This is a genomic window from Aeromonas enterica, assembly GCF_054052465.1.
On sequence record NZ_JBSTYL010000042.1, the window covers coordinates 1 to 20,968 of the forward strand.

Annotated in this window: 19 protein-coding genes; 9 read left to right on the forward strand and 10 right to left on the reverse strand. The window is 58.7% G+C overall.

The features are described from left to right. Positions 1-84: 84 nt before the first annotated feature. Both ACW5XD_RS23035 and ACW5XD_RS23040 read right to left on the reverse strand, forming a co-directional pair. Positions 85-369 (reverse strand): DUF3811 domain-containing protein, encoded by a 285-nt coding sequence (locus tag ACW5XD_RS23035; protein ID WP_011899186.1) that lies wholly within the window; start codon positions 367-369, stop codon positions 85-87. Positions 370-539: 170 nt separating this feature from the next. Then, complete coding sequence (locus ACW5XD_RS23040) at positions 540-1,418, reverse strand: cation diffusion facilitator family transporter (RefSeq protein WP_456496905.1); 879 nt, start codon at positions 1,416-1,418, stop codon at positions 540-542. Positions 1,419-1,871: 453 nt separating this feature from the next. Here ACW5XD_RS23040 and ACW5XD_RS23045 point away from each other — a divergent pair, with 453 nt between their 5' ends. Next, positions 1,872-1,994, forward strand: a complete 123-nt coding sequence (locus ACW5XD_RS23045) for a hypothetical protein (protein WP_098981751.1) — start codon at positions 1,872-1,874, stop codon at positions 1,992-1,994. 75 nt (positions 1,995-2,069) lie between these two features. Here the strand turns inward: ACW5XD_RS23045 and ACW5XD_RS23050 are convergent, their stop codons facing one another. Both ACW5XD_RS23050 and ACW5XD_RS23055 read right to left on the reverse strand, forming a co-directional pair. Next, complete coding sequence (locus ACW5XD_RS23050) at positions 2,070-2,828, reverse strand: substrate-binding periplasmic protein (RefSeq protein ID WP_456496906.1); 759 nt, start codon at positions 2,826-2,828, stop codon at positions 2,070-2,072. 167 nt (positions 2,829-2,995) lie between these two features. Further along, positions 2,996-3,580, reverse strand: coding sequence for a single-stranded DNA-binding protein (locus ACW5XD_RS23055; RefSeq protein ID WP_456496907.1), 585 nt, complete (start codon positions 3,578-3,580; stop codon positions 2,996-2,998). A 525-nt stretch (positions 3,581-4,105) separates the two neighbouring features. On the opposite strand from ACW5XD_RS23055, the gene ACW5XD_RS23060 reads away from it, so the two are divergent. From ACW5XD_RS23060 to ACW5XD_RS23070, 3 genes are all read left to right on the forward strand, one after another. After that, a complete protein-coding gene (locus ACW5XD_RS23060) occupies positions 4,106-4,765 on the forward strand; it encodes a LuxR C-terminal-related transcriptional regulator (RefSeq protein WP_456496908.1) in 660 nt (219 codons plus the stop codon). A gap of 94 nt (positions 4,766-4,859) precedes the next feature. Next, positions 4,860-7,688: an excinuclease ABC subunit UvrA gene (gene uvrA / locus ACW5XD_RS23065; protein ID WP_456496909.1), complete on the forward strand. Its 2,829-nt coding sequence runs from the start codon at positions 4,860-4,862 to the stop codon at positions 7,686-7,688. A gap of 144 nt (positions 7,689-7,832) precedes the next feature. After that, positions 7,833-9,518: a sensor domain-containing diguanylate cyclase gene (locus ACW5XD_RS23070; RefSeq protein ID WP_456496910.1), complete on the forward strand. Its 1,686-nt coding sequence runs from the start codon at positions 7,833-7,835 to the stop codon at positions 9,516-9,518. Here the strand turns inward: ACW5XD_RS23070 and ACW5XD_RS23075 are convergent. Further along, complete coding sequence (locus ACW5XD_RS23075; protein ID WP_264303493.1) at positions 9,515-9,640, reverse strand: hypothetical protein; 126 nt, start codon at positions 9,638-9,640, stop codon at positions 9,515-9,517. The genes ACW5XD_RS23070 and ACW5XD_RS23075 overlap by 4 nt on opposite strands. Before the next feature lie 322 nt (positions 9,641-9,962). On the opposite strand from ACW5XD_RS23075, the gene ACW5XD_RS23080 reads away from it, so the two are divergent. From ACW5XD_RS23080 to ACW5XD_RS23090, 3 genes are all read left to right on the forward strand, one after another. Next, complete coding sequence (locus tag ACW5XD_RS23080) at positions 9,963-10,574, forward strand: OmpW family outer membrane protein (RefSeq protein ID WP_042865943.1); 612 nt, start codon at positions 9,963-9,965, stop codon at positions 10,572-10,574. A 219-nt stretch (positions 10,575-10,793) separates the two neighbouring features. Then, the gene (locus ACW5XD_RS23085) at positions 10,794-12,773 is read left to right on the forward strand and encodes a methyl-accepting chemotaxis protein (RefSeq protein WP_456496911.1); all 1,980 of its coding nucleotides are present in this window, start codon (positions 10,794-10,796) and stop codon (positions 12,771-12,773) included. A gap of 8 nt (positions 12,774-12,781) precedes the next feature. After that, a complete protein-coding gene (locus tag ACW5XD_RS23090) occupies positions 12,782-14,242 on the forward strand; it encodes an ABC transporter substrate-binding protein (protein WP_456496912.1) in 1,461 nt (486 codons plus the stop codon). A 63-nt stretch (positions 14,243-14,305) separates the two neighbouring features. Here ACW5XD_RS23090 and ACW5XD_RS23095 read toward each other — a convergent pair whose 3' ends face one another. Further along, positions 14,306-15,106 (reverse strand): GNAT family N-acetyltransferase, encoded by an 801-nt coding sequence (locus ACW5XD_RS23095; RefSeq protein ID WP_456496913.1) that lies wholly within the window; start codon positions 15,104-15,106, stop codon positions 14,306-14,308. A gap of 329 nt (positions 15,107-15,435) precedes the next feature. Between ACW5XD_RS23095 and metF the strand changes: the two genes are divergently transcribed. Then, complete coding sequence (gene metF, locus ACW5XD_RS23100) at positions 15,436-16,332, forward strand: methylenetetrahydrofolate reductase (protein ID WP_021140731.1); 897 nt, start codon at positions 15,436-15,438, stop codon at positions 16,330-16,332. Positions 16,333-16,399: 67 nt separating this feature from the next. Here metF and ACW5XD_RS23105 read toward each other — a convergent pair whose 3' ends face one another. Next, the gene (locus ACW5XD_RS23105; RefSeq protein ID WP_065402590.1) at positions 16,400-17,464 is read right to left on the reverse strand and encodes a DUF3103 family protein; all 1,065 of its coding nucleotides are present in this window, start codon (positions 17,462-17,464) and stop codon (positions 16,400-16,402) included. Between the two features lie 150 nt (positions 17,465-17,614). Further along, positions 17,615-18,766 carry a benzoate/H(+) symporter BenE family transporter gene (locus tag ACW5XD_RS23110; RefSeq protein WP_456496914.1) on the reverse strand — a complete coding sequence of 384 codons (1,152 nt, stop codon included), beginning with the start codon at positions 18,764-18,766 and terminating at the stop codon, positions 17,615-17,617. A 120-nt stretch (positions 18,767-18,886) separates the two neighbouring features. Between ACW5XD_RS23110 and ACW5XD_RS23115 the strand changes: the two genes are divergently transcribed. Then, positions 18,887-19,462 carry a helix-turn-helix domain-containing protein gene (locus tag ACW5XD_RS23115; RefSeq protein ID WP_456496915.1) on the forward strand — a complete coding sequence of 192 codons (576 nt, stop codon included), beginning with the start codon at positions 18,887-18,889 and terminating at the stop codon, positions 19,460-19,462. Positions 19,463-19,472: 10 nt separating this feature from the next. Here ACW5XD_RS23115 and ACW5XD_RS23120 read toward each other — a convergent pair whose 3' ends face one another. Further along, positions 19,473-20,669, reverse strand: a complete 1,197-nt coding sequence (locus tag ACW5XD_RS23120; protein ID WP_456496916.1) for an NnrS family protein — start codon at positions 20,667-20,669, stop codon at positions 19,473-19,475. Positions 20,670-20,729: 60 nt separating this feature from the next. After that, the coding region (locus ACW5XD_RS23125; protein ID WP_456496917.1) for a hypothetical protein at positions 20,730-20,968 on the reverse strand (239 nt) is incomplete at its 5' end.

The following is a 20,968-nucleotide window of genomic DNA, read 5'->3' on the forward strand; positions in this document are numbered from 1 at the left end:
TTCGTTGTTTGCCGCTGTGCATTAACGCAAAACCCCCGCCCACCGGGGGCGGTGGGGGGGGGCGTTCATCAAGCATGCGCGAATTCAGCGCTTGCTGCGAAACTTGTTGCTGACGGAGTCGATCCAGCTGAAGGTTTCTGGCAAGACCTGATTTCTGGCCCGTTCTTTGGCCTTCTCCCGAGCCAGTTTGGAGGCCACCTTGGCCGCCTCTGCACGATCTGCCACGATTTTAAGCCGGCCTTCCTCACGGATCCTGTTACGTTCTGCGTTGGTCAGCTGATGGTCAGCATTGGCCTGGGCTTTTTGGAGCAACAGGGTTATCTCGGCCTTTTCGGCCTCGGTGAGGTCTTTCATTTCCAACTTTTTCACGGCGCGCTCCTGGCGGCTGGGGGATGGGATACCCTAACACATTTTCGCCGACTATTTCTTACGCAATGCGCTCTATGGCCATAAAAGTGCGTGTTCCACGCTTTTTTCCGTTATTTATCTGCCAGTTCACTACAGATTTCTCGCATTTTCCGGTTTGAATCGCACGTCTCTCAACCGTGGCCGCTCGGTTCGACATGGATCAGCACTATGGCATGGGGCAGGTGGCGCATTATGCCCTGTTCTATCCGATCACAGATGGCATGGGAGTGCTCTATGCTCATCTCCTTGGGCAGGGTCAGGTGGAAATCGATGTGACGACGGCGTCCGGCCTGACGGCTGCGCAGAGCGTGAAAGCCACCATGCTCGGGGCAGCACTGCTCTATCACCTGAGTGGTGATGGCCAGCTCCTCCTCGCTCATGCTGTGATCCAGCAGGGGCTGAAAGGCCTGATTGAGCATGGAGATGGCTTCCCGGAGAATGAAGATCGCCACGCAGATGGCCACTATGGGGTCGAGCAGATAGAGGTTGTAGCCCAGTCCGTCGGCGATCCAGATGCCTAGCAGGCCGACCGCGACCCCGAGAGAGGTCAATACGTCTGCCTTGAGGTGCAGGGCATCGGCGGCCAGAGCGACGGATTCTTCCTCTTTCGCCACCCGGTAGAGATAGGTGGAAACACCGCTGTTGACCAGTGCCGATATCAGCATGACCAGCACGCCAAAGCCCACGCTGTCGATCGGCGTTGGTGTGATCAACTTGCCGATGGCTTCGAAGATGATCCAGCCCGCGGCCAGCAGGATCAACAGGGCCTCTATGACGCCGGAGACGTTTTCGATCTTATCATGGCCATAGGGGTGGCGTTGATCGGGTGGAATATCCGACCGACGTACCGCAAACAGGGCGATAAGGGCTGCAACCAGGTCCATTGCCGAGTGAATGGCTTCGGAAATAATACTGACGGAGCCACTCAGGATTCCGGCAAATATCTTCATGATAATCAGTGTGATATTGGAGAAAACCGAGACCAAGGCCGCTCTGGTTTTTCTGGTCATGGGATATCCTTATTCTCGATATAATATTTTCGCAAATAATATTGGATAATATCAGCTTGAAAATAAAACGACTGCGGCAGGTTGTAACATTTTGTTTCTGGCGAGAGTGAGAATGCTTATCTAAATTACCACCTCTCATTTAATTAATAGTTGTCTTCTGCTTTTGGTGATTTATTTCAGCTGGTACTTAAATAAGTCGAGAGGGCCAGATTTCATAAGGAATATTCAGGTTTTCTGGTCGTTCATGCCCTCGCCCGTCGCATCCTGAGATCGCCGGAACCCGGCCCAGAATGAAGCCTGACGGATGAGGGTGGATTCTTGCGCAAGATTGGGGGTATGCTGGAGTCAGTGCGATCAACAGGTCGTCACTGAAAGCGTACTGAAGTCTACGATTCGGATGGCATGCTGGAACCTGGGTTCCAACTGTCTGGGTAACATTTTTGGAGTTTGATGATGAGTAACAAAGAACATCACAACGGCAAAGATGCCAAGAAAAAGCCGCAGTTGTCACTGAAAGAGAAACGCGAAGCCAAACGTCAGAAAGCAGATCTGAAAAACGGCAGCGCGATCAAGTAACGCTCCTCCATGCTGTAGTTCCTCCGGAGCCAGTATCAAGCCAGCCTGTCACAGGCTGGCTTTTATGTTTCTGACTCAAGGCGTGGCGCCATACGTCTCGAAGATCTTCTGGTACCGGCCATCGGCCCGCATGGCGTTCAACTGGCGATCAAACCAGCGCTGTTGTACCGCTTGGCGAAAGGCAAAGTGATACTGGGTGGGGACAAACAGGTCATATTGCCTGACCCGGCCGGGTGCGTAGAGCTCGGCGCCATATTTGCTGTCGGCCAGTTGCGCCAGATAGTAGTAAAACACCCGCTGTTCCAGGACCACGGCATCTACCCGCCCCAGCATCAATCTATGAACCTGCCCTTGCTGTTTGGCGACTTCTTCATAGCGGGGGTTCTGTTCGGCCATGCTGGCAAAATCGCTGCCCAGTACCCGGTGTGCACGCTGGAAGGCACTGACTCGCAGTGTTTTCATATCATCCAGAGTGCTGATATCTGTCTTGCTGAGGGTGAATACCCGGTTGTGGAAGGTGATTACCGGTTGTGACAGGAAGACATCGCTCAGCATGCCGGGTTTGACGTTGATGATGGCATCCAGCTTGCCGGACTCCAGCATCCGGAAGGTACGTTCCAGCGGCAAATATTCAAAACTGGGCTCATAGCCGCTGTTGCGAAAAGCCTCTCTCAGCAGATCGAGCTCTATCCCGCGGCCCTCTTCTTCTATCACATAAGGAGGGATGGCGAAGCTGACGCCCACCCGCAGCGGCTCGGCTGCCGCAAACAAGGGCGCCGCCATGGTGACGGTCAGGTAAACGGCGAGCAGTAGAAAGCGATACAGAAACCCCATGTGTTCTCTCTGGCAAACAGGTCACCCCGATCATAAGCCCAAGGCATGTCATGCGGGGAAAATACCCGGCAAGTTTGCACAGGAACAGTACGGCATGGCGAGGCTGCGTCAATAACAGGCAAAAAAAGGCCCTGAATGAACAGGGCCTTATGGTAATACGTTGCCGATCAAAATGGGATGTCGTCATCGAAATCCATCGGCGGCTCGTTGTATACCGGCGGGGCAGACTGGGGCTGCTGGGCCGGACGGCCGTATCCGCCTTGCTGCGGTTGCATGTTTTGCTGCGGAGCGGCAGCAGGGCGAGCCTGGTTCATTGGCTGCTGGGCGGGCATGCCTTGTTGTGGCTGACCCCAGTTGCCTTGGGGTTGACCGCCCATGCTCTGACCGGCACCACCTTGCGGACGGCCACCCAGCATCTGCATCACGCCGCTGAAGCTGTCTACCAGCACTTCGGTGGTGTAGCGCTCCTGGCCGCTCTGATCCTGCCACTTGCGGGTTTGCAGTTTCCCTTCGACATAGACTTGGGAGCCCTTCTTCAGGTACTCGCCTGCCACTTCGGCCAGCTTGCCCATGAACACCACGCGGTGCCACTCGGTACGCTCTTTCTGCTCGCCGGTCTGCTTGTCGCGCCAGGTTTCTGAGGTGGCCAGGGTGATGTTGGTCACGGCACCGCCACTCGGCATGTAGCGCACTTCCGGGTCTTGTCCCAGGTTACCGATCAGAATGACTTTATTGATGCCTCGACTGGCCATAATCTCTCTTCCACCCTTTATATACCGGCCAGGCCATATGCCCGGACCAATTCAACATAGCGTTTGTTTTCTGTCAGATACGCAGCATCGCTGGACGACACTGCCACTCAAGTGATGACTGCACCCGGTTTGATCAACCTGTCGGCTGCCGTCCCGTTTCCAGATTTTGCCCGCAATAGTAACAGTTTTGGGGAGAAAGAGCGCCTTCTTCCTGCCTCGCTCATCTCGTTTCCCCGGACCGGGGACTTAACTTACACGAGGCAGACCTTGACCAGCAAGTGAGCAGCAAGGTGTGGGCTCTTACCAGCGAAGCCGTGGTGCGAAAAGGCTGTTTAACTGCGATGCGACAGCCTCTGTCTGTCGGGATGCCAGCATTCCACCCAAATGGGGGGGTATGGCTAGTCATTTGTATTGCTTGGGAAATTGGTGAGTTTCAAAGGAGGCACACTTGTGTCTAATACTTTTTTAATGCTGCGCCGATCGAGGGGCTTGGTACTCTCTGCTGCCAAAAAAACCATGGCCTGAATGTTCAAGGACGTGCTCTTCATGACCACCCCATATCCCATCGTACTGGTTACTGAAAATAATGTGCAGGCGATCAGTTTTCAGAGCTATCTGACCGAGCAGCTGGCGCTCCCCATACTGCTGGTGAGTATGCTGGAAACCCTGCCGCAGCAGGATGAACTCGAGCTGCATCCCTTGTTTCTGGTCGATCTGGATTACCTCAAGTCAAGCCAGCAGTCGGGCTGGTCACGGGAGATCTCCAGCCGCTTCGGTGAGGCCAATACGGTGTTGCTCAATGCCCCGACCAGCACGGATCGGGAGTTGCTGCTGATGTGGCCCCACACCAGCGGACTCTTCTTCCGTCAGGATCCGCTGGATCGGCTGGTGCTCGGCATTCGCAAGGTGCTGCAGGGGGAGTACTGGATCCCGCGCCACCTGCTGTGCGACCTGGTCAACTACTACCGCAAGGGCGGGGAGCATCACCTGCGCAACCAGACGTTGCTGACCGTGCGTGAGCAGGAGATCATCCGTTACCTGATGACGGGGGCCTCCAATACCGAGATTGCCGACAGCCTGTTCGTGAGCGAGCACACCATCAAGTCCCACCTCTACAATGTGTTCAAGAAGTTGAACGTAAAGAACCGCTTGCAGGCGGTGAGCTGGGCCAAGGAGTATCTCTGAAATCGCTGGGGATGATGGATGAAGCCTGTCTATTCATCCAGTAGTCTCTATGCCATACTGCTTCGCTCTGGTTTGTGTATCGAGCGTGCAAAAGATGGAAAAAATCGTGATTCGGGGTGCCCGCACCCACAATCTCAAGAACATCAATCTGACCCTGCCCCGCGACAAGCTGATCGTGGTCACAGGTCTCTCCGGTTCCGGCAAGTCTTCCCTTGCGTTCGATACCCTCTATGCCGAGGGGCAGCGCCGTTATGTGGAGTCGCTCTCCGCCTATGCTCGCCAGTTTCTCTCCCTGATGGAGAAGCCGGATGTGGATCATATCGAGGGGCTCTCCCCTGCCATCTCCATCGAGCAGAAGTCCACCTCCCACAACCCGCGCTCGACCGTCGGCACCATCACCGAAATCTATGATTATCTGCGCCTGCTGTTTGCGCGGGTAGGTGAACCCCGCTGCCCGACCCACGCCATTCCGCTCGCCGCCCAGACCATCAGCCAGATGGTGGATCAGGTGCTGGCCCAGCCCGAGGGCAGCAAGCTGATGCTGCTGGCCCCGGTGGTGCGGGATCGCAAGGGGGAGCATAGCAAGCTGCTGGAAAACCTGGCGGCGCAGGGCTATATCCGTGCCCGTATCGATGGCGAGGTGTGCGATCTCTCCGATCCTCCCACCCTGGAGCTGCACAAGAAGCACACCATTGAGGTGGTAGTCGACCGCTTCAAGGTGCGCGATGACCTGGCGCTGCGCCTGGCCGAATCGTTCGAGACGGCGCTGACCCTCTCCGGCGGCATCGTATTGGTGGTGCCGATGGATGGGGAGGAGGGGGTTGCCCCCATGACCTTCTCCGCCAATTTTGCCTGCCCCGAGTGCGGCTACTCCATGTCGGAGCTTGAGCCGCGCATCTTCTCGTTCAACAACCCGGCCGGCGCCTGCCCCACCTGTGACGGCCTCGGGGTGCAGCAGTATTTCGATCCGGCCAAGGTGATCGGCGATCCGGCCATCAGCCTGGCCAACGGTGCCATCCGTGGCTGGGACAAGCGCAGCTTCTACTACTTCCAGATGCTCAAGTCCCTCTCCGATCACTATCAGTTCGATCTGGAGGCGGCGTGGGAGGATCTGCCGCTCAAGACCCAGGAGGTGATACTACGCGGCTCGGGGCGTACCGAGGTCGAGTTCCGCTACATGAACGACCGCGGCGATGTGGTGGTGCGCAAGCATCCGTTCGAGGGGATCCTGCACAACATGGAGCGGCGCTACCGGGAGACAGAGTCCAACTCGGTGCGCGAAGAGCTTTCCAAGTACATAGCCAACAAATCCTGCGCCAGCTGCGGTGGCAGCCGATTGCGGGAAGAGGCGCGCCACGTGTTTGTGGACAACCGCAACCTGCCCGCCATCGCGGAACAGTCCATCGGTGATGCACTCGCCTTCTTCGAGGGGCTGAGTCTGACCGGCCAGCGCGCCCAGATCGCCGAGAAGATCCTCAAAGAGATCATCGAGCGGCTCGGCTTCCTGGTGAACGTGGGCCTCAACTACCTGAGCCTGTCGCGCAGTGCCGAGACCCTCTCCGGCGGGGAAGCCCAGCGCATCCGGCTGGCGAGCCAGATAGGCGCCGGCCTGGTGGGGGTCATGTATGTGCTGGATGAGCCCAGCATAGGCCTGCATCAGCGCGACAACGAGCGGCTGCTCAAGACACTCACCCACCTGCGCGACCTCGGCAATACGGTGATAGTGGTGGAGCACGACGAGGATGCCATTCGCCTCGCCGACCACGTGCTCGACATAGGCCCGGGCGCCGGGGTACACGGCGGCAACATAGTGGCCCAGGGGACGCCCCAGCAGATCATCGATAATCCCGCCTCCCTGACCGGTGACTACCTCTCCGGCCGCAAGCAGATTGCCATTCCTGAAGTGCGTACTCCGCTCACAGACAAGTGGTTGAAACTCAAGGGGGCGAGCGGCAACAACCTGCGCAACGTCAATCTGGATCTGCCCATCGGGGTGATGACCTGCGTCACCGGCGTCTCCGGCTCCGGCAAGTCGACCCTGATCAACGATACCCTGTTCCGCATCGCCCATCGCGAGCTCAACAAGGCGACTGAATCCACACCGGCGCCTTATCGCAGCGTCGAGGGGCTGGAGCATCTGGACAAGGTGGTGGATATCGACCAGAGCCCGATCGGCCGTACCCCGCGATCCAACCCGGCCACCTATACCGGCCTGTTCACCCCGATCCGCGAGCTGCTCTCCGGCACCCAGGAGGCACGTTCCCGGGGCTACCAGCCGGGTCGTTTCTCCTTCAACGTGAAAGGTGGCCGCTGCGAGGCGTGCCAGGGGGATGGCGTCATCAAGGTGGAGATGCACTTCCTGCCGGATGTCTATGTGCCGTGCGACGTCTGCAAGGGCAAGCGCTACAACCGCGAGACCCTGGAGGTGAAGTACAAGGGCAAGAACATCCACGAGATCCTCGACATGACGGTGGAAGATGCCAGAGCCTTCTTCGACCCTGTGCCGGCGGTGGCGCGCAAGCTGCAAACCCTGATGGATGTGGGCCTCTCCTACATCCGGCTCGGCCAGTCGGCTACCACGTTGTCCGGTGGTGAGGCACAGCGGGTCAAGCTGGCGCGGGAGCTCTCCAAGCGCGACACGGGCCAGACCCTCTATATTCTGGATGAGCCGACCACGGGCCTGCACTTCCACGACATACAGCAGCTGCTCAAGGTGCTGCACCAGCTGCGGGATCGGGGTAACACCATCGTCATCATCGAGCACAACCTGGACGTCATCAAAACCGCCGACTGGATCGTCGATCTGGGGCCCGAGGGCGGTGCCGGTGGCGGCCGTATCCTGGTGACCGGCACGCCGGAGCAGATCAGTCTCTGTGAGGATTCTCATACGGCGCGCTTCTTGGCCCCGCTGTTGACAAGATAATCGCGGCAGCAATGAAACAAGGGGCCCCTGGCCCCTTGTTTTTTATGGAAGTGATTCAGTTGCCGCCCCAGGAGGCGGATACTCCATACTTGGTGCAAGACAGTTTTCTCTCCCTTGTTTGCCGTCCAAAGGATATTGGCGTTCATGGCTCAACCTTCCCGCTCCATCGATCATTTGCTGGCCTACTCCATGTTTCCCGTCTGGGCCGGCGCCATTCTGATGCTGCTCATCGTGATCGCCCTGGCTCAGGTGCCAGCGGCGCAGCGGGTTGAGGAGCGGCGGATGAAGGATCACCTGCAGCGGGTGATCAAGGCGGTACAGGGTGACATCAGCGCCATCAATGCCTTCACCCGGGATTGGGGCATCTGGGATGAGAGCTATCGCTTTTTGGCCCACCCCAATCAGGCCTATATCCATTCCAATCTGCTGGTCGATACCCCGATGCGGGATTTCGAACTCAATGTATTGAGCTATATGGATTTGCACGGGGCCGAGATCTGGACTCGCACCCTGCTGCCCGAGACGCCAGGCACGGACACGACCCTGCTTCCCTTCTTCCTGGATGACCTCAAGCTGCAGTTGCTGCGGGAATCCCGTCAGGAGGGGATGCGCAGCCTGAGCGGAGTGAGGGGATCCCAGTGGGGGCCGCTCATCTACTCGCTCCAGCCGGTGACCAACACCTTGGGGAACGCCACACCCAATGGTTATCTGTTGGTGACTCGCTGGCTGGATGCTCGCTATCTGCATGATCTGGCGGAGCGTACCGCCCTCTCTTTGACCCTTTCCCAGCCGAAGCCTTCCGATAACTTCCTCTCCTTCAAGCCACTCAAGCCACAGATGAGCTATCGCCTGGTTGAGCTGGGGCTGCAGCGGGTCAGGGGAGAGGGGCTGCTGCTCGACAGCAATGGCGACCCCGTGCTGACCCTGATAGTGGAAGACGATCGTGATGTGTTGCAGGGGGCGATGGAGGGGGCTATCTGGACCTTCGTCGGCATGCTGCTGATCAGTCTGGCCTGCATCTTGATGGCGCTGGCGCGGTTGCGGGCCATTGTACTGGGGCCGGTCAGCGAGCTGGTGAAGGCGCTGCAGAAATTTGGCGAGAGACAGGACGTGAGCGTGCTGCCGATCATCGACAGCAGCCAGGAGATGGCGCTGCTCAGCCGCAAATTCCGGGAGATGGCGGCCAAGATCAGTCTGCACCACAGTGCCTTGCAGGCGCACTCTTCCAAGATGGAGACTGCCGCCTACACGGATCCGTTGACTCATGCCTTCAACCGGCGCTACCTCGACGAATGGCTGCTGAGCCGGGATAACGTCACCGCCGCCCGGATGCTGGTGATCCTGGATCTGGACCACTTCAAGCAGGTCAACGATCGTTTCGGGCACGATATCGGCGACTTGGTGTTGTGTCAGCTCGCTGAGCTGCTGCGTGCCGCCCTCGGTGAGGAGGAACCACTGATCCGGCTGGGTGGGGAGGAGTTCCTGCTGTTGCTCACGTGCGAGGAGGCGACACAGGTTGTGAGTCGGGTCGAGCGTTTGCGCCGCAAGATTGCCGAGTACAGGTTCGGGCGTGAGGAGCTGCCGCTCAAGATGACGGCATCGCTGGGATATTGCAGCTATCCCCTGCACCGGGAACTGGAAGATTCGTTCTGGAATCTCAGCTTCAAACTGGCGGATATGGCGTTATACCGGGCCAAGCAGGAGGGGCGGGATCGCTGGCGTGGCTACAGTGGGGAGCTGGCTCGGGAGCAATGGGGGCTGAGCCCGGAGCAGATAGTGGTGGGAGAGTGGCTGTCGTGCCAGACATCCCACGTTGGCCAGCTGCTTTAACGGGTCAGCATTAATAGCGCCATGCCGAGAATGAATCCCAATAAAATAAACAGAAAGGATCCTATGCCCCATATGGCTGCCAGAATGGCGATGATCTTTTCCCGTCTCGTTTGTTCTTTCATAAACTTTCGCTTACAGCTGCGCTACATTGGTCGCAAAAATACGCTTGTTGCCAGGGTGAAACAACCATTTCTCGCCGTTTAAATCTGCAATAAGGTATATTCCAATTGTCTCTTAGTGCGCTTGCCATCCGACTTTAATTGTGTAATTCATTGTTATGTATGTGATTTTATTTTATCTGTGGTTTCCATAGGGGTTTGAAACCTGCCGTACACATCCATCTATTTCTTGGTAACGTTTGAGCTAAATCAATAACTCCGCATTCACATCCCTTTATAGTTTTCAGGCTTGCAACATAGAACGAAAACTAAAAGGAAAAATGTGATGAAAAAGATCCTTCCTCTGATGATCGCCGCTGCACTTGCCTCTCCCGTTGCCATGGCCCACCAGGCCGGCGATATTCTGGTTCGCGGTGGTCTGGCATTTGTCTCTCCTCAAACGAGCAGTGACGATGTGCTGGGTACCGGTGAGCTGGAAATTGACAGCAATATGCAGCTGGGTCTGACCCTCTCTTATCTGATCACCGATAACTGGGGTGTCGAGCTGCTGGCCGCCACGCCCTTCTCCCACTCCGTTTCCACTGCTGGTCTGGGTGAGGTCGCCAAGGTCAAGCACCTGCCGCCAACCCTGATGGCGCAGTACTATTTCGGTGATGCCAAAAGCAAGGTTCGCCCCTACATTGGTGCCGGTGTGAACTACACCACCTTCTTCGATGAGCAGGGCCGCGGCGCACTGGAAGGAACCGATGTCAGCGTGGATTCTTCCTGGGGCCTGGCCGGTCAGGTCGGTCTTGACATGGCGATCAACGATCGCTGGTTCGTCAACGCTTCCGCCTGGATCATGGATATCGACACCGATGTGCACACAGCCGTGGGTACCATCAAGACCTCCATCGATCCCATGGCCTTCATGTTTGGTGTCGGCTATCGCTTCTGATAGGACACAGGGCTGGCCTCCCCAAGGGCTATTACAGCTAGCATGTCTCTTTGGCCCGGCACAGTCCGGGCCCTTTTACTCCCAAAACGCCCTTCGTCAACTGTGATCCAACCCCATATAGATCAATAAAATACCCCCTGTCACCCCTCTATAATTCGCCCCTTGTGCCGATAGTGTCTATGTTCACGTTACTTTCCCCCAATGAGTGAGGATGTCTCCATGGGTTTATCTATTGTGCAGCGGATCATCGCCGGATTTGTGTTGATGCTGCTGCTGTTGATCCTGCTGGGCGTGATCAGCACCCTGAAGATCAGGGGCATCAACGACGGCTTGTCACAGGTCTCCGATCGGGCAACCCCTCTGGTGATTGCGGTGGCAGGCTTGAAGGGCGCCCTGCAGGACAGCAACCGCTGGGTGCTGGTGTACCGGACCAATGAGGATGCAAGTCAGCTGCCGCAACTGGCCAGTCAGTTCAAGGAGCAGCAGACCCGCTTTGGACAGCTGAGCCAGGAGATGGACAAGTTTACCGGGGTGGCAGAGGCCAATGGCCGCTTCCAGCAGGTGGATGGTGCCACCAAACAGTTTTATGGACTGGCGGAGCAGGTGCTTTCCCAGCACAGCCAGTGGGTCAACGCCCTCGATCAACGCCACAAGCTGGAGATCGCCTTCATCCGGCTGGAAGACACCTACCAATGGGCGGCCGATCTGCTATTGCAGCAGACCGCCAGCAAGCGCTCCATGCGCAACAAGGCCGAGCTCATCACCTCGGGTATCGCGCGGGATCTGAAAAACATTCGCCGGGCTGATGCCAGAACCGACCTTAACGAGCTGGAGAAGGTGCTCAGCAAGGACATCGAGATGGCCCGCAAGCGGCTCGATCGGGTGCTGGTCCCCGACGATGTGAAGCAGCGTTTCGTCTCCAATCTGGATCGTATGCAGGAGTTGGCACTCGGCCAGCAAGGCTTGCTTGCAACCATGCGCAATGCCCAGCAACTAGCAGCATCGATGCAAACCTTGAATCAGCAGCTAGACGCCAGTCTGGTCAACAGCCTGAGCCTGCTCGACGAGATGGGTCAGTCGGCTGGGACCATTGCCAGTCAGAGCCGGATCACTGCGGATGATGCGGTCAGCAGTGCCAGCTTCTGGATCCTGATCGTCGCCGCCATCTCGGCTGCGGCGGCACTCATCATTGGCTACACCACGGCGCGCAGCATTCAGCGTCCGCTGCAGATGATCAACAAGGAGCTGAACTACATGGCAGCCGGGGACATGACCCGCCGTATCAATTACCGCAGCAGCTGCGAGTTCGGTACCCTCTCCCGCTCCATCGACACCCTGGCTGGCAAGACGGGGGAGCTGCTCTCCCAGATCAACGCGGGTTCCCGCCATCTGGTGGATGAGGCGAGCCGCGCCGCCGAGATCAGCGAACGCGCCATGTCCCGGGTGCAGGATCAGAAGAGCCAGACCGATCAGGTCGCCGCCGCCATCACTGAGCTGGAGGTCAGTGCCACCGAGGTGGCCCGCTCCACCGATGGTACCAAGCGGGAAGTGGATCTGGCCGATGATGAGGCCCGCAGCGGTCGCCAGAAGGTGGCCACCACTCGTCGCATCACGGAGCAGTTGGCTGGCGCCATGGAGGAGGCTGTTGGCATCACCTACAAGCTGGGCGAGTTCAGCAACAATATCGGCAGCATTCTGGACGTGATCCGCAGCATCGCCGAGCAGACCAATTTGCTGGCCCTGAACGCCGCCATCGAAGCGGCCCGGGCCGGTGATGCCGGTCGCGGCTTCGCCGTGGTGGCCGACGAGGTGCGAGCGCTCGCCAACCGCACCCAGACCTCGACCGAAGAGATCCAGGCGATGATCGAGAACCTGCAAAACTCGAGCAAGCAGGTGGTGGAGGTGATGGGCCGCAGCCAGGAGCAGACCCACACCTGTGTTGAGCAGACCCGCGAGATGGATCTGGCATTGCAGTCCATCGCCGAGCGGATGACCTCCATCAAGTCGATGGCGGATCAGGTTGCCCATGCCGCCCAGGAGCAGATCTCTGTCAGTCAGGGCGTCGCCCGCCATATCGCCGGCATTGCCGACGTGGCCTACGAGACCGAGCGGGAGGCGAGAGAGTCGGCCAGCAGCAGTGAAGTACTGGCGGATCTGGTCGCCAAGCAGCAGCAATTGATCGCACATTTCAAGGTCTAGGAGGGCTTATGTCTAAAAAGTGGATTGGGGCCCTGAGTCTCCTGTTGTGTGGTCAGCTGATGGCCAGCGAGCTGGTGATCGAGAGCTGGCGGATCGATGACAAGGCCTTGTGGGAACAGAAGATCATTCCCGCCTTCGAGGCGGCCCACCCGGGTATCCAGGTGAAGTTCAACGGTGTGCAGAACGTCGACTACATGCCGACCCTGTGGGCCAGCCTGAAGGATGGCAAGGCGGGGGATCTCATCACCTGCCGCCCGTTTGATGATTCTTTGGCTCTGTTCAAGGCCGGTCATCTGGCGGAGCTGACCGAGATGTCGGGGATGGAGAACTTCCCAAGTTTTGCCCAGTCGCCCTGGCAGACCGACTCCGGTGCCCAGACCTTCTGCGTGCCCATGGCCTCGGTCATTCACGGCTTTTTCTACAACAAGAAGATATTCAGTGAGTTGGGTCTGACAGTGCCACAAACCCGCGATGCCTTCTTCGCCGCGCTCGACAAGGTGAAGGCGGATGGTCGTTATGTGCCGCTGGCCATGAGTGGCTCCGAAAGCTGGGTATCGTCCGAACTCGGTTTTCAGAACATAGGTCCCAACTACTGGAAGGGGGAAGATGGTCGTCTGGCGCTGATCGGGGGTCAGGAGCGACTCGACAACCCGCAATACGTCAAGGTATTTGAGGAGCTGGCCCGCTGGCGCCCCTACCTGGGTGAGGGGGGCGAGAGCCGGGACTATGCCGCCACCAATGAGTTGTTCACCTCCGGCAAGGCCGCCTTCTATGTGGCGGGATCTTGGGAAATCGCCCCCTTCACCGGCAAGGTCGACTTTGGCGTTATGCGTCCGCCCGTGGCGAAACAGGGGGATGGTTGCTTCTTTACCGATCACACCGACATCGGCATGGGGCTGAACCCGGCCAGCAAGAACAAGGAGGCTGCCATGGCCTTCCTGCAGTGGCTGACTACCCCGCAGTTTGCCGAGCTCTATACCAACTCGCTGCCGGGGTTCTTCTCCCTCTCCAACCACTTCTTCGATGTCACCAATCCGGCGGCGAAGGAGATGATGGAGTGGCGCGATCAGTGTGACTCCACCATACGGGTGGCGACCCAGATCCTCTCCCGTGGCACGCCAAAACTGGGCGACGAACTGGCCGAGGTGAGTCAGGCCGTGCTGCTCGGCAAGATGGAGCCCAAGGCGGCGGCCGACCGGCTGGAGCAGGGGCTGAAAGGCTGGTATCCCGCTCATCAAGGCAACAAGGCCAAGGGCGTGGATTGTCAGTGTGATGCGGTCACCCCGGCTCCGGTTTCAGCGCCGGCTGCTGCGGTTTCCTCTGCACCAGCGACCAGTGAAGCGCCGGCAGTGGTGGCACCCTCTGTTGTTCCCGCAGAACCAGCATCAGCAGCGACGGCCCCGTTACCTGTGCCGTCGGCCGAGGTGGAACAGGCGCTCTCCAACGAGCTGGAGACGCCGCAGCAATAACCGGCAACACCATAAACAACGGGAGGCATCAGCCTCCCGTTTTCATTGCTGCCCGCAGCCGGGCTATTGTGCCTCGTGGGGCCAGCGGCAGAGGCTGCCGATGCGGGCCACAGGGGTGAAGCCCAAGGAGCGGTAGACCCGTTGGGCGTGGTAGTGCTCGTCGGCCACTATGATGAGCTGGCTGACGCGACTCAGCCCCTGACGGGCGACCTGGCTCAGCAGCTGGCGGCACAGCCCCCGGTTGCGCCAATCCTGATGAGTGCGCACCAGTTGAAAGCGGCCCATGGTGTCGGTGAAGAAGAGGCCGCAGCTGGCGACCAGCTGATCTTCTCGCCAGATCCCCCACCATTGCCCGAGATCATCCGCGATCATGGCCTCGTACAGGCGGCGGCGCGACTGCAGATAGGGCAGATAGCCCTCCACCGTGTGGCCAGGGTCACGCTCATTGAGCTCAAACGTCAGCCACTCATCCCAGTCGGCGGATTCGAAGGGGCGGGCATCCGTCGTCGGATCGCCAGCCGCCGGTTGATGCCAGCCGAGGGCATCCAGCGCCAGCACTACGCACTCCATGTATTGATAGCCTGCCGCCACGAAACCGGCGACCCGGCTGTTCTGGCCTGCGGCCAGCGGCCATTGAAAGGTGCGGTGTTGTACTCTGGGATCCTGCCCGATCAGCTTGTCGAAGCTGGCCTCGAGCCAGCCCTTGTCACGATCGCTGGGCGGGGTGGGAAGCAGCAGGTAGTTGCCAAAATAGTAGTCAGGGGCATCAGGAGTGCGCACGGCCCAGAATTGCTCATGATCTACCACGTTGCCCTGATAGCGATCGAACAGCAAGTCGGTGGCAAAGCCGGGGTGGGTATCCATAATGAGGCTCCTGCAAATGGCTCAATTGGTTATCGGCAGGGAGGGGAATAGGTTGAAAAAGGGGCCGGAGAAGCCTCCGGCCAAACAATCACACGCAGATTCAGAACGTCCAGGACGATCTGGGTTCATCATAACGCGACTCCACGGATTTTGGGATGGGGTGCCAATCGTTACTTCAGGTTAATTGCGAAATAAACACCATCCTCTCGCCTCGATCCGTAAATCAGTGTTGACTTTGATCCGTTTTCTCATAAAGATAGAAAGACGTTTAGACGTCCAAACATCCGTTTTGACGTAGAGGAATGGGTTGCGGGACAGGGAGAGAGCAGATGGGATTTCACAGTGCGCGTCAGGTTGAGGCACTCAACCAGAGTTTGGCCGATTTAAGCGGTGACATAGGGGTTAGTTTCGAATTTTTTCCACCCAACAGTGAAGGGATGGAAAATACCCTCTGGCAGTCCATCGAACGGCTGAAAGTACTGGAACCCAAGTTCGTCTCCGTGACCTATGGCGCCAACTCCGGCACCCGGGATCGTACGCACAAGGTGATCAAGGACATCAAGGAGCGTACCGGCCTGATCGCGGCGCCTCACCTGACCTGCATCGATGCCAGCCGCGACGAGCTGCGCACCATAGCCCGCGACTACTGGAACAGCGGCATCCGCCATATCGTGGCCCTGCGCGGCGATCTGCCACCCGGACTCGACAAGCCGGACATGTATGCCACCGATCTGGTGGCCCTGCTCAAGTCAGAAGCTGACTTCGATATTTCGGTCGCCGCCTATCCGGAAGGCCATCCCGAGGCCAGGAGTGCGCAGTCCGACCTGCTTAACCTCAAGCGCAAGATCGATGCAGGCGCCAACCGTGCCATCACCCAGTTCTTCTTCGATGTGGAGACCTACCTGCGCTTTCGGGATCGCTGCGCCGCCATCGGCATAGATGCCGAAATCGTGCCTGGGATACTGCCGGTCTCCAACTACCAGACTCTGGCCAAGTTCGCCGGTTTTACCAACGTTAAGATCCCGCGCTGGATGCATCAGCGTTTCGAGGGGCTGGACAACGATCAGATGACCCGCAACCTGGTGGGCGCCAGCATCGCCATCGATCAGGTGCGCGTGCTGAGTCAGGAGGGGGTGAAAGATTTCCACTTCTATACCCTGAACCGCTCCGAGCTGACCTACGCCATCTGCCATACCCTGGGGGTCAGACCGAAGGACCCAGCCTGACACAGGTTGCCGCAGGCACAAAAAAAGCCAATGAGTCGCTCATTGGCTTTTTTGTCATGGCGGCTTGTCAAGGCCGGGTTGGGGCTATCTCTTTCGGTTCGAGATCGATGACCGCATTGCCGGCGGCCCCCGGATACTGGTGATAACTCTGATCCTGCTCCAGGGTGTAGAAGGTATCCAGATAGTCGTCGTTGTTGGTCATCCAGGAGTCGGGCAGCGCCTTGACGATACGGCCGCCGAGATCGAGGAAGGGCAGGGCCTCCGGCACACCGCCGGCGGTGAAGGCCAGCTTGAGGGCATCGATGAACAGGCCGCTCAGCTCCTTGTAGTTGACGTTGTCGTCCTGCTCCATCATGACGATGTCGACGGCACCCCAGCGGTAGCGATCCCAGTACACCAGGATCTGGTTGGGGGTGTAGTCGGTGTTGTCATAGTCGAGGTATGGCATGTCGACTATGTCGACCACGGGCTCATCCCGGCTGGGATTGACCCCGGCGACCACCGCATACACTTCGGCCGCGCCGAGCAGCCAGGGCTCCTGATCATCCTTCAACCGAATTTTCTTCAGGATGCTGGTCTTGAGCGGTGCCGTGCTGGCGGCGGTGCGCGGGGCAGCCTGCAGATCGGCTGCGGCCAGCGCCTTGCGCATCACCTTCAGACCGGCGTTTTTGGCCTTGACGGGATCTGCTTCCACCACCAGGACCGGACGGGCCGGTGCCTTGTCCACATCCAGATAGACGGGGTTGCCGGCGCTGTCGAAAGCTTCGATCGCACTCCAGCTCTTCTCATCTCCGCTCGGTACATAGGCAACCAGGGGTTCGACCCCTTGTTGCAGTGCGGCGGCCTGCTCCGGGTTGGCCAGTCGCAGTTGCATCAACTGCTTGACCTCACCGTCCAGCCCTTGCCGGCTGATGGCGGCCTGGTTGGCATCGCTCGCCTGCCGTTTCAGCCGTGGACTGGCTTTTTGCAGCAGGTTGGGCAGCGGGCTCTGGTACTCCTGATTGCTCAGCAGTGGCAGCAGGTTTTTCTGCTGCAGCGCGAGCTGGCGTGCCAGCTCCCGATCCGAGTCGGCAGCATGGGCGGTGGTGGCGCCCAGCAGTGCCAGTAACAAAATGACAGCCTGATTCCTCATTATTATTCTCCAGTTTATGAGTCTGACATGAGGCACGCATCGGGGAAGAAGAAGTGCCTCGACACCACTTAATGGCAATTAGTTTCAGCTGTGAACCAATTTTTCTGAATTATGTGCTGTGTCTCACGGGAGGCTCCCCAGATGGTCAGGTCAGTTTCTCCGCAGGTTGACGTGATGAAGGATGACACCGACGAGCAGCCCCCAGCAGGCGGCGCCGACACCCAGCAGGCTGATCCCGGAGGCCGTGATGATGAAGGTGAGCAGGGCTGCTTCTCGTGCTTCGTCTTGCTGCAATGCCGTGTGCAGGCTGCTGCCTATGGTGCCGAGCAGGGCCAACCCGGCCACGCAGGTGACCAGTGTCGCAGGAAAGGCGGTGAACAGGGCGGCCACGCTTGCCCCGAAGCAACCGGTCAGCAGATAGAAGCCGCCAGCCCAGACGGCGGCCGGCCAGCGACGGCTGGCATCGGGATCCACGTCTTTGCCCATGCAGATGGCGGCCGTAATGGCGGCCAGGTTGAAGGCATAACCGCCGAAGGGGGCCAGCAACAGGCCGATCAGTCCGGTCCAGCCGATCAGGGAGGAGGTGGCCGGTTGATAGCCGTGAGCTCGCAATATGGTAATGCCGGGCATGTTCTGGGAGGTCATGGTGACGATGAAAAGTGGCAGGGCTATGCCGAATAGAGCATCGAAAGAGAAGCTCGGCCAGGTCCAGACCGGGCTGGCGAGCTGCCAGTGAAGCGTGTCGAGTTGCAGGTCCCCCCGCAGGGCGCAGATGGTTATTCCCATCGCCAGCACCAGCACCATGGTGTAGCGGGGCCAGAGATGACGCCCCAGCAGGAAGGCCAGCAGCAGGGTGCCAAGCAGCAAGGGATCTTGTGGCGCGACCCTGAACAGATCCAGCCCGAATCTGAGCAAGACTCCGGCCAGCATGGCGGCGGCCAGCGGAGCCGGGATGTACCGCATCAGACGATCGAACCAACCGCTGATGCCGCACAGGGTGATCAGCAGGGAAGAGATAACGAAGGCGCCTATGGCCTCAGCCAGGGAGAAGTTGCCCAGGCTGGTGATCAGCAGGGCGGCCCCCGGGGTCGACCAGGCGGTCAATACGGGTATGCGGTAATAAAAGGAGAGGCTGATGCAGCTTATTCCCATGCCGATACCCAGCGTCCATAGCCAGGAGGCAAGCTGGGCGGCATCGGCACCCGTCGCCGTGGCAGCCTGAATGATCAGGATGACGGAGCTGGTGTAGCCGACTATCACGGCAATGAAACCTGCCACCAGGTGGGGAAGGGCGAAGGGCATAGTGACGTCCTTGTCGGATTGTGACGGATTGTGCGTTATTACGTACAATGTGTGCTCTGACTATATCGTCGTGCGCTATAACGCACAAGGCGATTCATGCAAGACAATGAAGAGGCAGTCATGCAAGAGATGAATCAGCATCTGGCCCAACGTCTGAAGGGGTTGCGCAGCGAACTGGGCTGGAGCCTGGATGTGGCGGCGCGTGAGACGGGGGTAAGCAAGGCCATGCTGGGGCAGATTGAGCGGGGAGAGTCCAGTCCCACCGTGGCGACCCTGTGGAAGATTGCCACCGGTTTTCGGGTTTCCTTCTCCAGCTTCATCGAGCCTACCCCAGCAGCGCAGGGAGAGGTGCTCTATCGTACCGCCGACGCCATTCGCCAGCAGCCTGCGGGAGAGGGCATGCAGGTCGCCCCTTTATTTCCTTACGAGAAGCGATTGGGTTTTGAATTATTTGAACTGACGCTGCTACCCGGGTATCAGCGCGAATCCGAACCCCATGAGCCCGGTGTGACCGAGCATGTTATCGTCATCAGTGGTCTGATGGAGGTGCTGGTGGAAGGGGAGTGGCGTTCACTGGTGCAAGGGGAGGCGGTGCGCTTTGCCGCCGACCGCCCCCATGGTTATCGCAATCTGGGAATTGCCCCTGCGATCTTTCACAACCTGATTCACTATCCGGCGGCCAGGCCCCGAGAATAAGCCCGGATGCTCAGCCCGGGCGGCCATCCGCTCTGGGGCTGGTCAGTATGGGGGCATAAACCCAGACGAACAGCCCATAAGCGCTGACCCAGGCCAGGCCACTCAGGTTCCAGCCGTGCAGGGTATAGGCAGGCCAGAATAGCGGGATCACAACCCGGATCGCGGCTGCCGCTATGACCAGTGCGAACGCGCAGCTTATCCGGCGCCCCACCTGCAAGGCTCGGCCGCTATGGCCGAGGGAGACGCGCGCTATCATCCCCAGGATCATGGTACCCATGCAGCCGGCGCTGAGCAGGTGGCTGGCTGTCGACAAGGTGATGGGCAGGCCGGCGGCCTGCGCTCCGAGAGCAAGTAGACCGAGGGGAATAAACAGGTAGGCGAGATGCAGTGACCACAGCAGGGGATGAGCAAGGGGGGTCGGCAGGCGCCAGCGCAGTTGTCGCCACAGATGCAAGCCTGCCGCCACTATATATAGAGGCACCATATAAGTGCTGGTGGCCCATTGAGTGGGGAGCAACAGCCAGCACAGCAAGATAAGCCACAGCGATGCGAGTGCTGTGCGCTCCAGCCAGGGCAGGGGGGCGGCTTTCTCCAGACCGGTGCCTCGGGCGGTAAAGAAGGGGATGACCCGTCCTCCCATCACGGCAATCAGGGTCGTGAACAGCAGCACTGTCGTGATCAGCAGATGTTCTATGACGATCCACTCCTCATGCCACAACCAGCTGGCGCCATTGAGCAAAGTCAGTACCACGAGCAGGGGGACAAAGAAGAGGTTGCGCCATTGACGGGTCACCATGATCGGCTTGGCCAGGAACCAGGCACAGAGTGGTAACCACATCAGATCCATCATCATCAGAACCGGGTTCCCTTCTCCCAGCCAGGGCAACAAGCACCTAGGTACGGCCCACAGGCCCACGACCAGTGCCAGCGGCCAGCCCCGAACACCGGGATGGGCCGTCCAGTTTTGTACGGCGGTCAGCAGAAAGCCCGCCACTATGGCCGCACCGAAACCAAACAGCATCTCGTGCGCATGCCACCAGATGGGGTTGCCGACTCCTGACAACAGGCTCCAGCCATTGAGCTGTGCCAGCCAGCCCAGCATGGCCAAGGCAGAGAAGAGGGCCCCGAGCAGGAAGAAAGGCCGAAACCCCAAGCGGAACAGAGGAACTATCTGTTCTTCTTTGCGGCTATCCAGGATCTGATGCATGGCGAAACCTTAATTGACATTTGAAAAGACAATTATAAAGTGACTTTTCAAATGTTCAATTTAAATCCAGTCAAAGCCTGAATTGATGGGGTTTTGAACAAAAAGGTATGGGTTTGCTGCATATCTGAGCGAACGAACAATTGTGATGAAAAAGCCCTTGTCATCGCGGCACGGCTCCCTATAATGCGCCCCTACCAGCACGGCACAACACGCCGGACTGATGAGCCAGCTTCCTTGTGAAGCCGGCGCCGAAAGAAAAGCGAAAACAATCGCTTGACTTTCGAAGTGAGGAGCGTAAT

Bases quoted from the DNA above. Each gene is read 5' to 3' on its own strand.
- ACW5XD_RS23045 (WP_098981751.1), top strand. From the start codon at position 1,872: ATGAGTAACAAAGAACATCACAACGGCAAAGATGCCAAGAAAAAGCCG.
- ACW5XD_RS23120 (WP_456496916.1), bottom strand. From the start codon at position 20,669: ATGCATCAGATCCTGGATAGCCGCAAAGAAGAACAGATAGTTCCTCTG.
- ACW5XD_RS23070 (WP_456496910.1), top strand. From the start codon at position 7,833: ATGGCTCAACCTTCCCGCTCCATCGATCATTTGCTGGCCTACTCCATG.
- ACW5XD_RS23105 (WP_065402590.1), bottom strand. From the start codon at position 17,464: ATGAGGAATCAGGCTGTCATTTTGTTACTGGCACTGCTGGGCGCCACC.
- ACW5XD_RS23055 (WP_456496907.1), bottom strand. From the start codon at position 3,580: ATGGCCAGTCGAGGCATCAATAAAGTCATTCTGATCGGTAACCTGGGA.
- ACW5XD_RS23050 (WP_456496906.1), bottom strand. From the start codon at position 2,828: ATGGGGTTTCTGTATCGCTTTCTACTGCTCGCCGTTTACCTGACCGTC.
- ACW5XD_RS23085 (WP_456496911.1), top strand. From the start codon at position 10,794: ATGGGTTTATCTATTGTGCAGCGGATCATCGCCGGATTTGTGTTGATG.
- ACW5XD_RS23115 (WP_456496915.1), top strand. From the start codon at position 18,887: ATGCAAGAGATGAATCAGCATCTGGCCCAACGTCTGAAGGGGTTGCGC.
- ACW5XD_RS23090 (WP_456496912.1), top strand. From the start codon at position 12,782: ATGTCTAAAAAGTGGATTGGGGCCCTGAGTCTCCTGTTGTGTGGTCAG.
- ACW5XD_RS23110 (WP_456496914.1), bottom strand. From the start codon at position 18,766: ATGCCCTTCGCCCTTCCCCACCTGGTGGCAGGTTTCATTGCCGTGATA.
- metF (WP_021140731.1), top strand. From the start codon at position 15,436: ATGGGATTTCACAGTGCGCGTCAGGTTGAGGCACTCAACCAGAGTTTG.
- uvrA (WP_456496909.1), top strand. From the start codon at position 4,860: ATGGAAAAAATCGTGATTCGGGGTGCCCGCACCCACAATCTCAAGAAC.
- ACW5XD_RS23095 (WP_456496913.1), bottom strand. From the start codon at position 15,106: ATGGATACCCACCCCGGCTTTGCCACCGACTTGCTGTTCGATCGCTAT.
- ACW5XD_RS23075 (WP_264303493.1), bottom strand. From the start codon at position 9,640: ATGAAAGAACAAACGAGACGGGAAAAGATCATCGCCATTCTGGCAGCC.
- ACW5XD_RS23060 (WP_456496908.1), top strand. From the start codon at position 4,106: ATGTTCAAGGACGTGCTCTTCATGACCACCCCATATCCCATCGTACTG.
- ACW5XD_RS23080 (WP_042865943.1), top strand. From the start codon at position 9,963: ATGAAAAAGATCCTTCCTCTGATGATCGCCGCTGCACTTGCCTCTCCC.
- ACW5XD_RS23040 (WP_456496905.1), bottom strand. From the start codon at position 1,418: ATGACCAGAAAAACCAGAGCGGCCTTGGTCTCGGTTTTCTCCAATATC.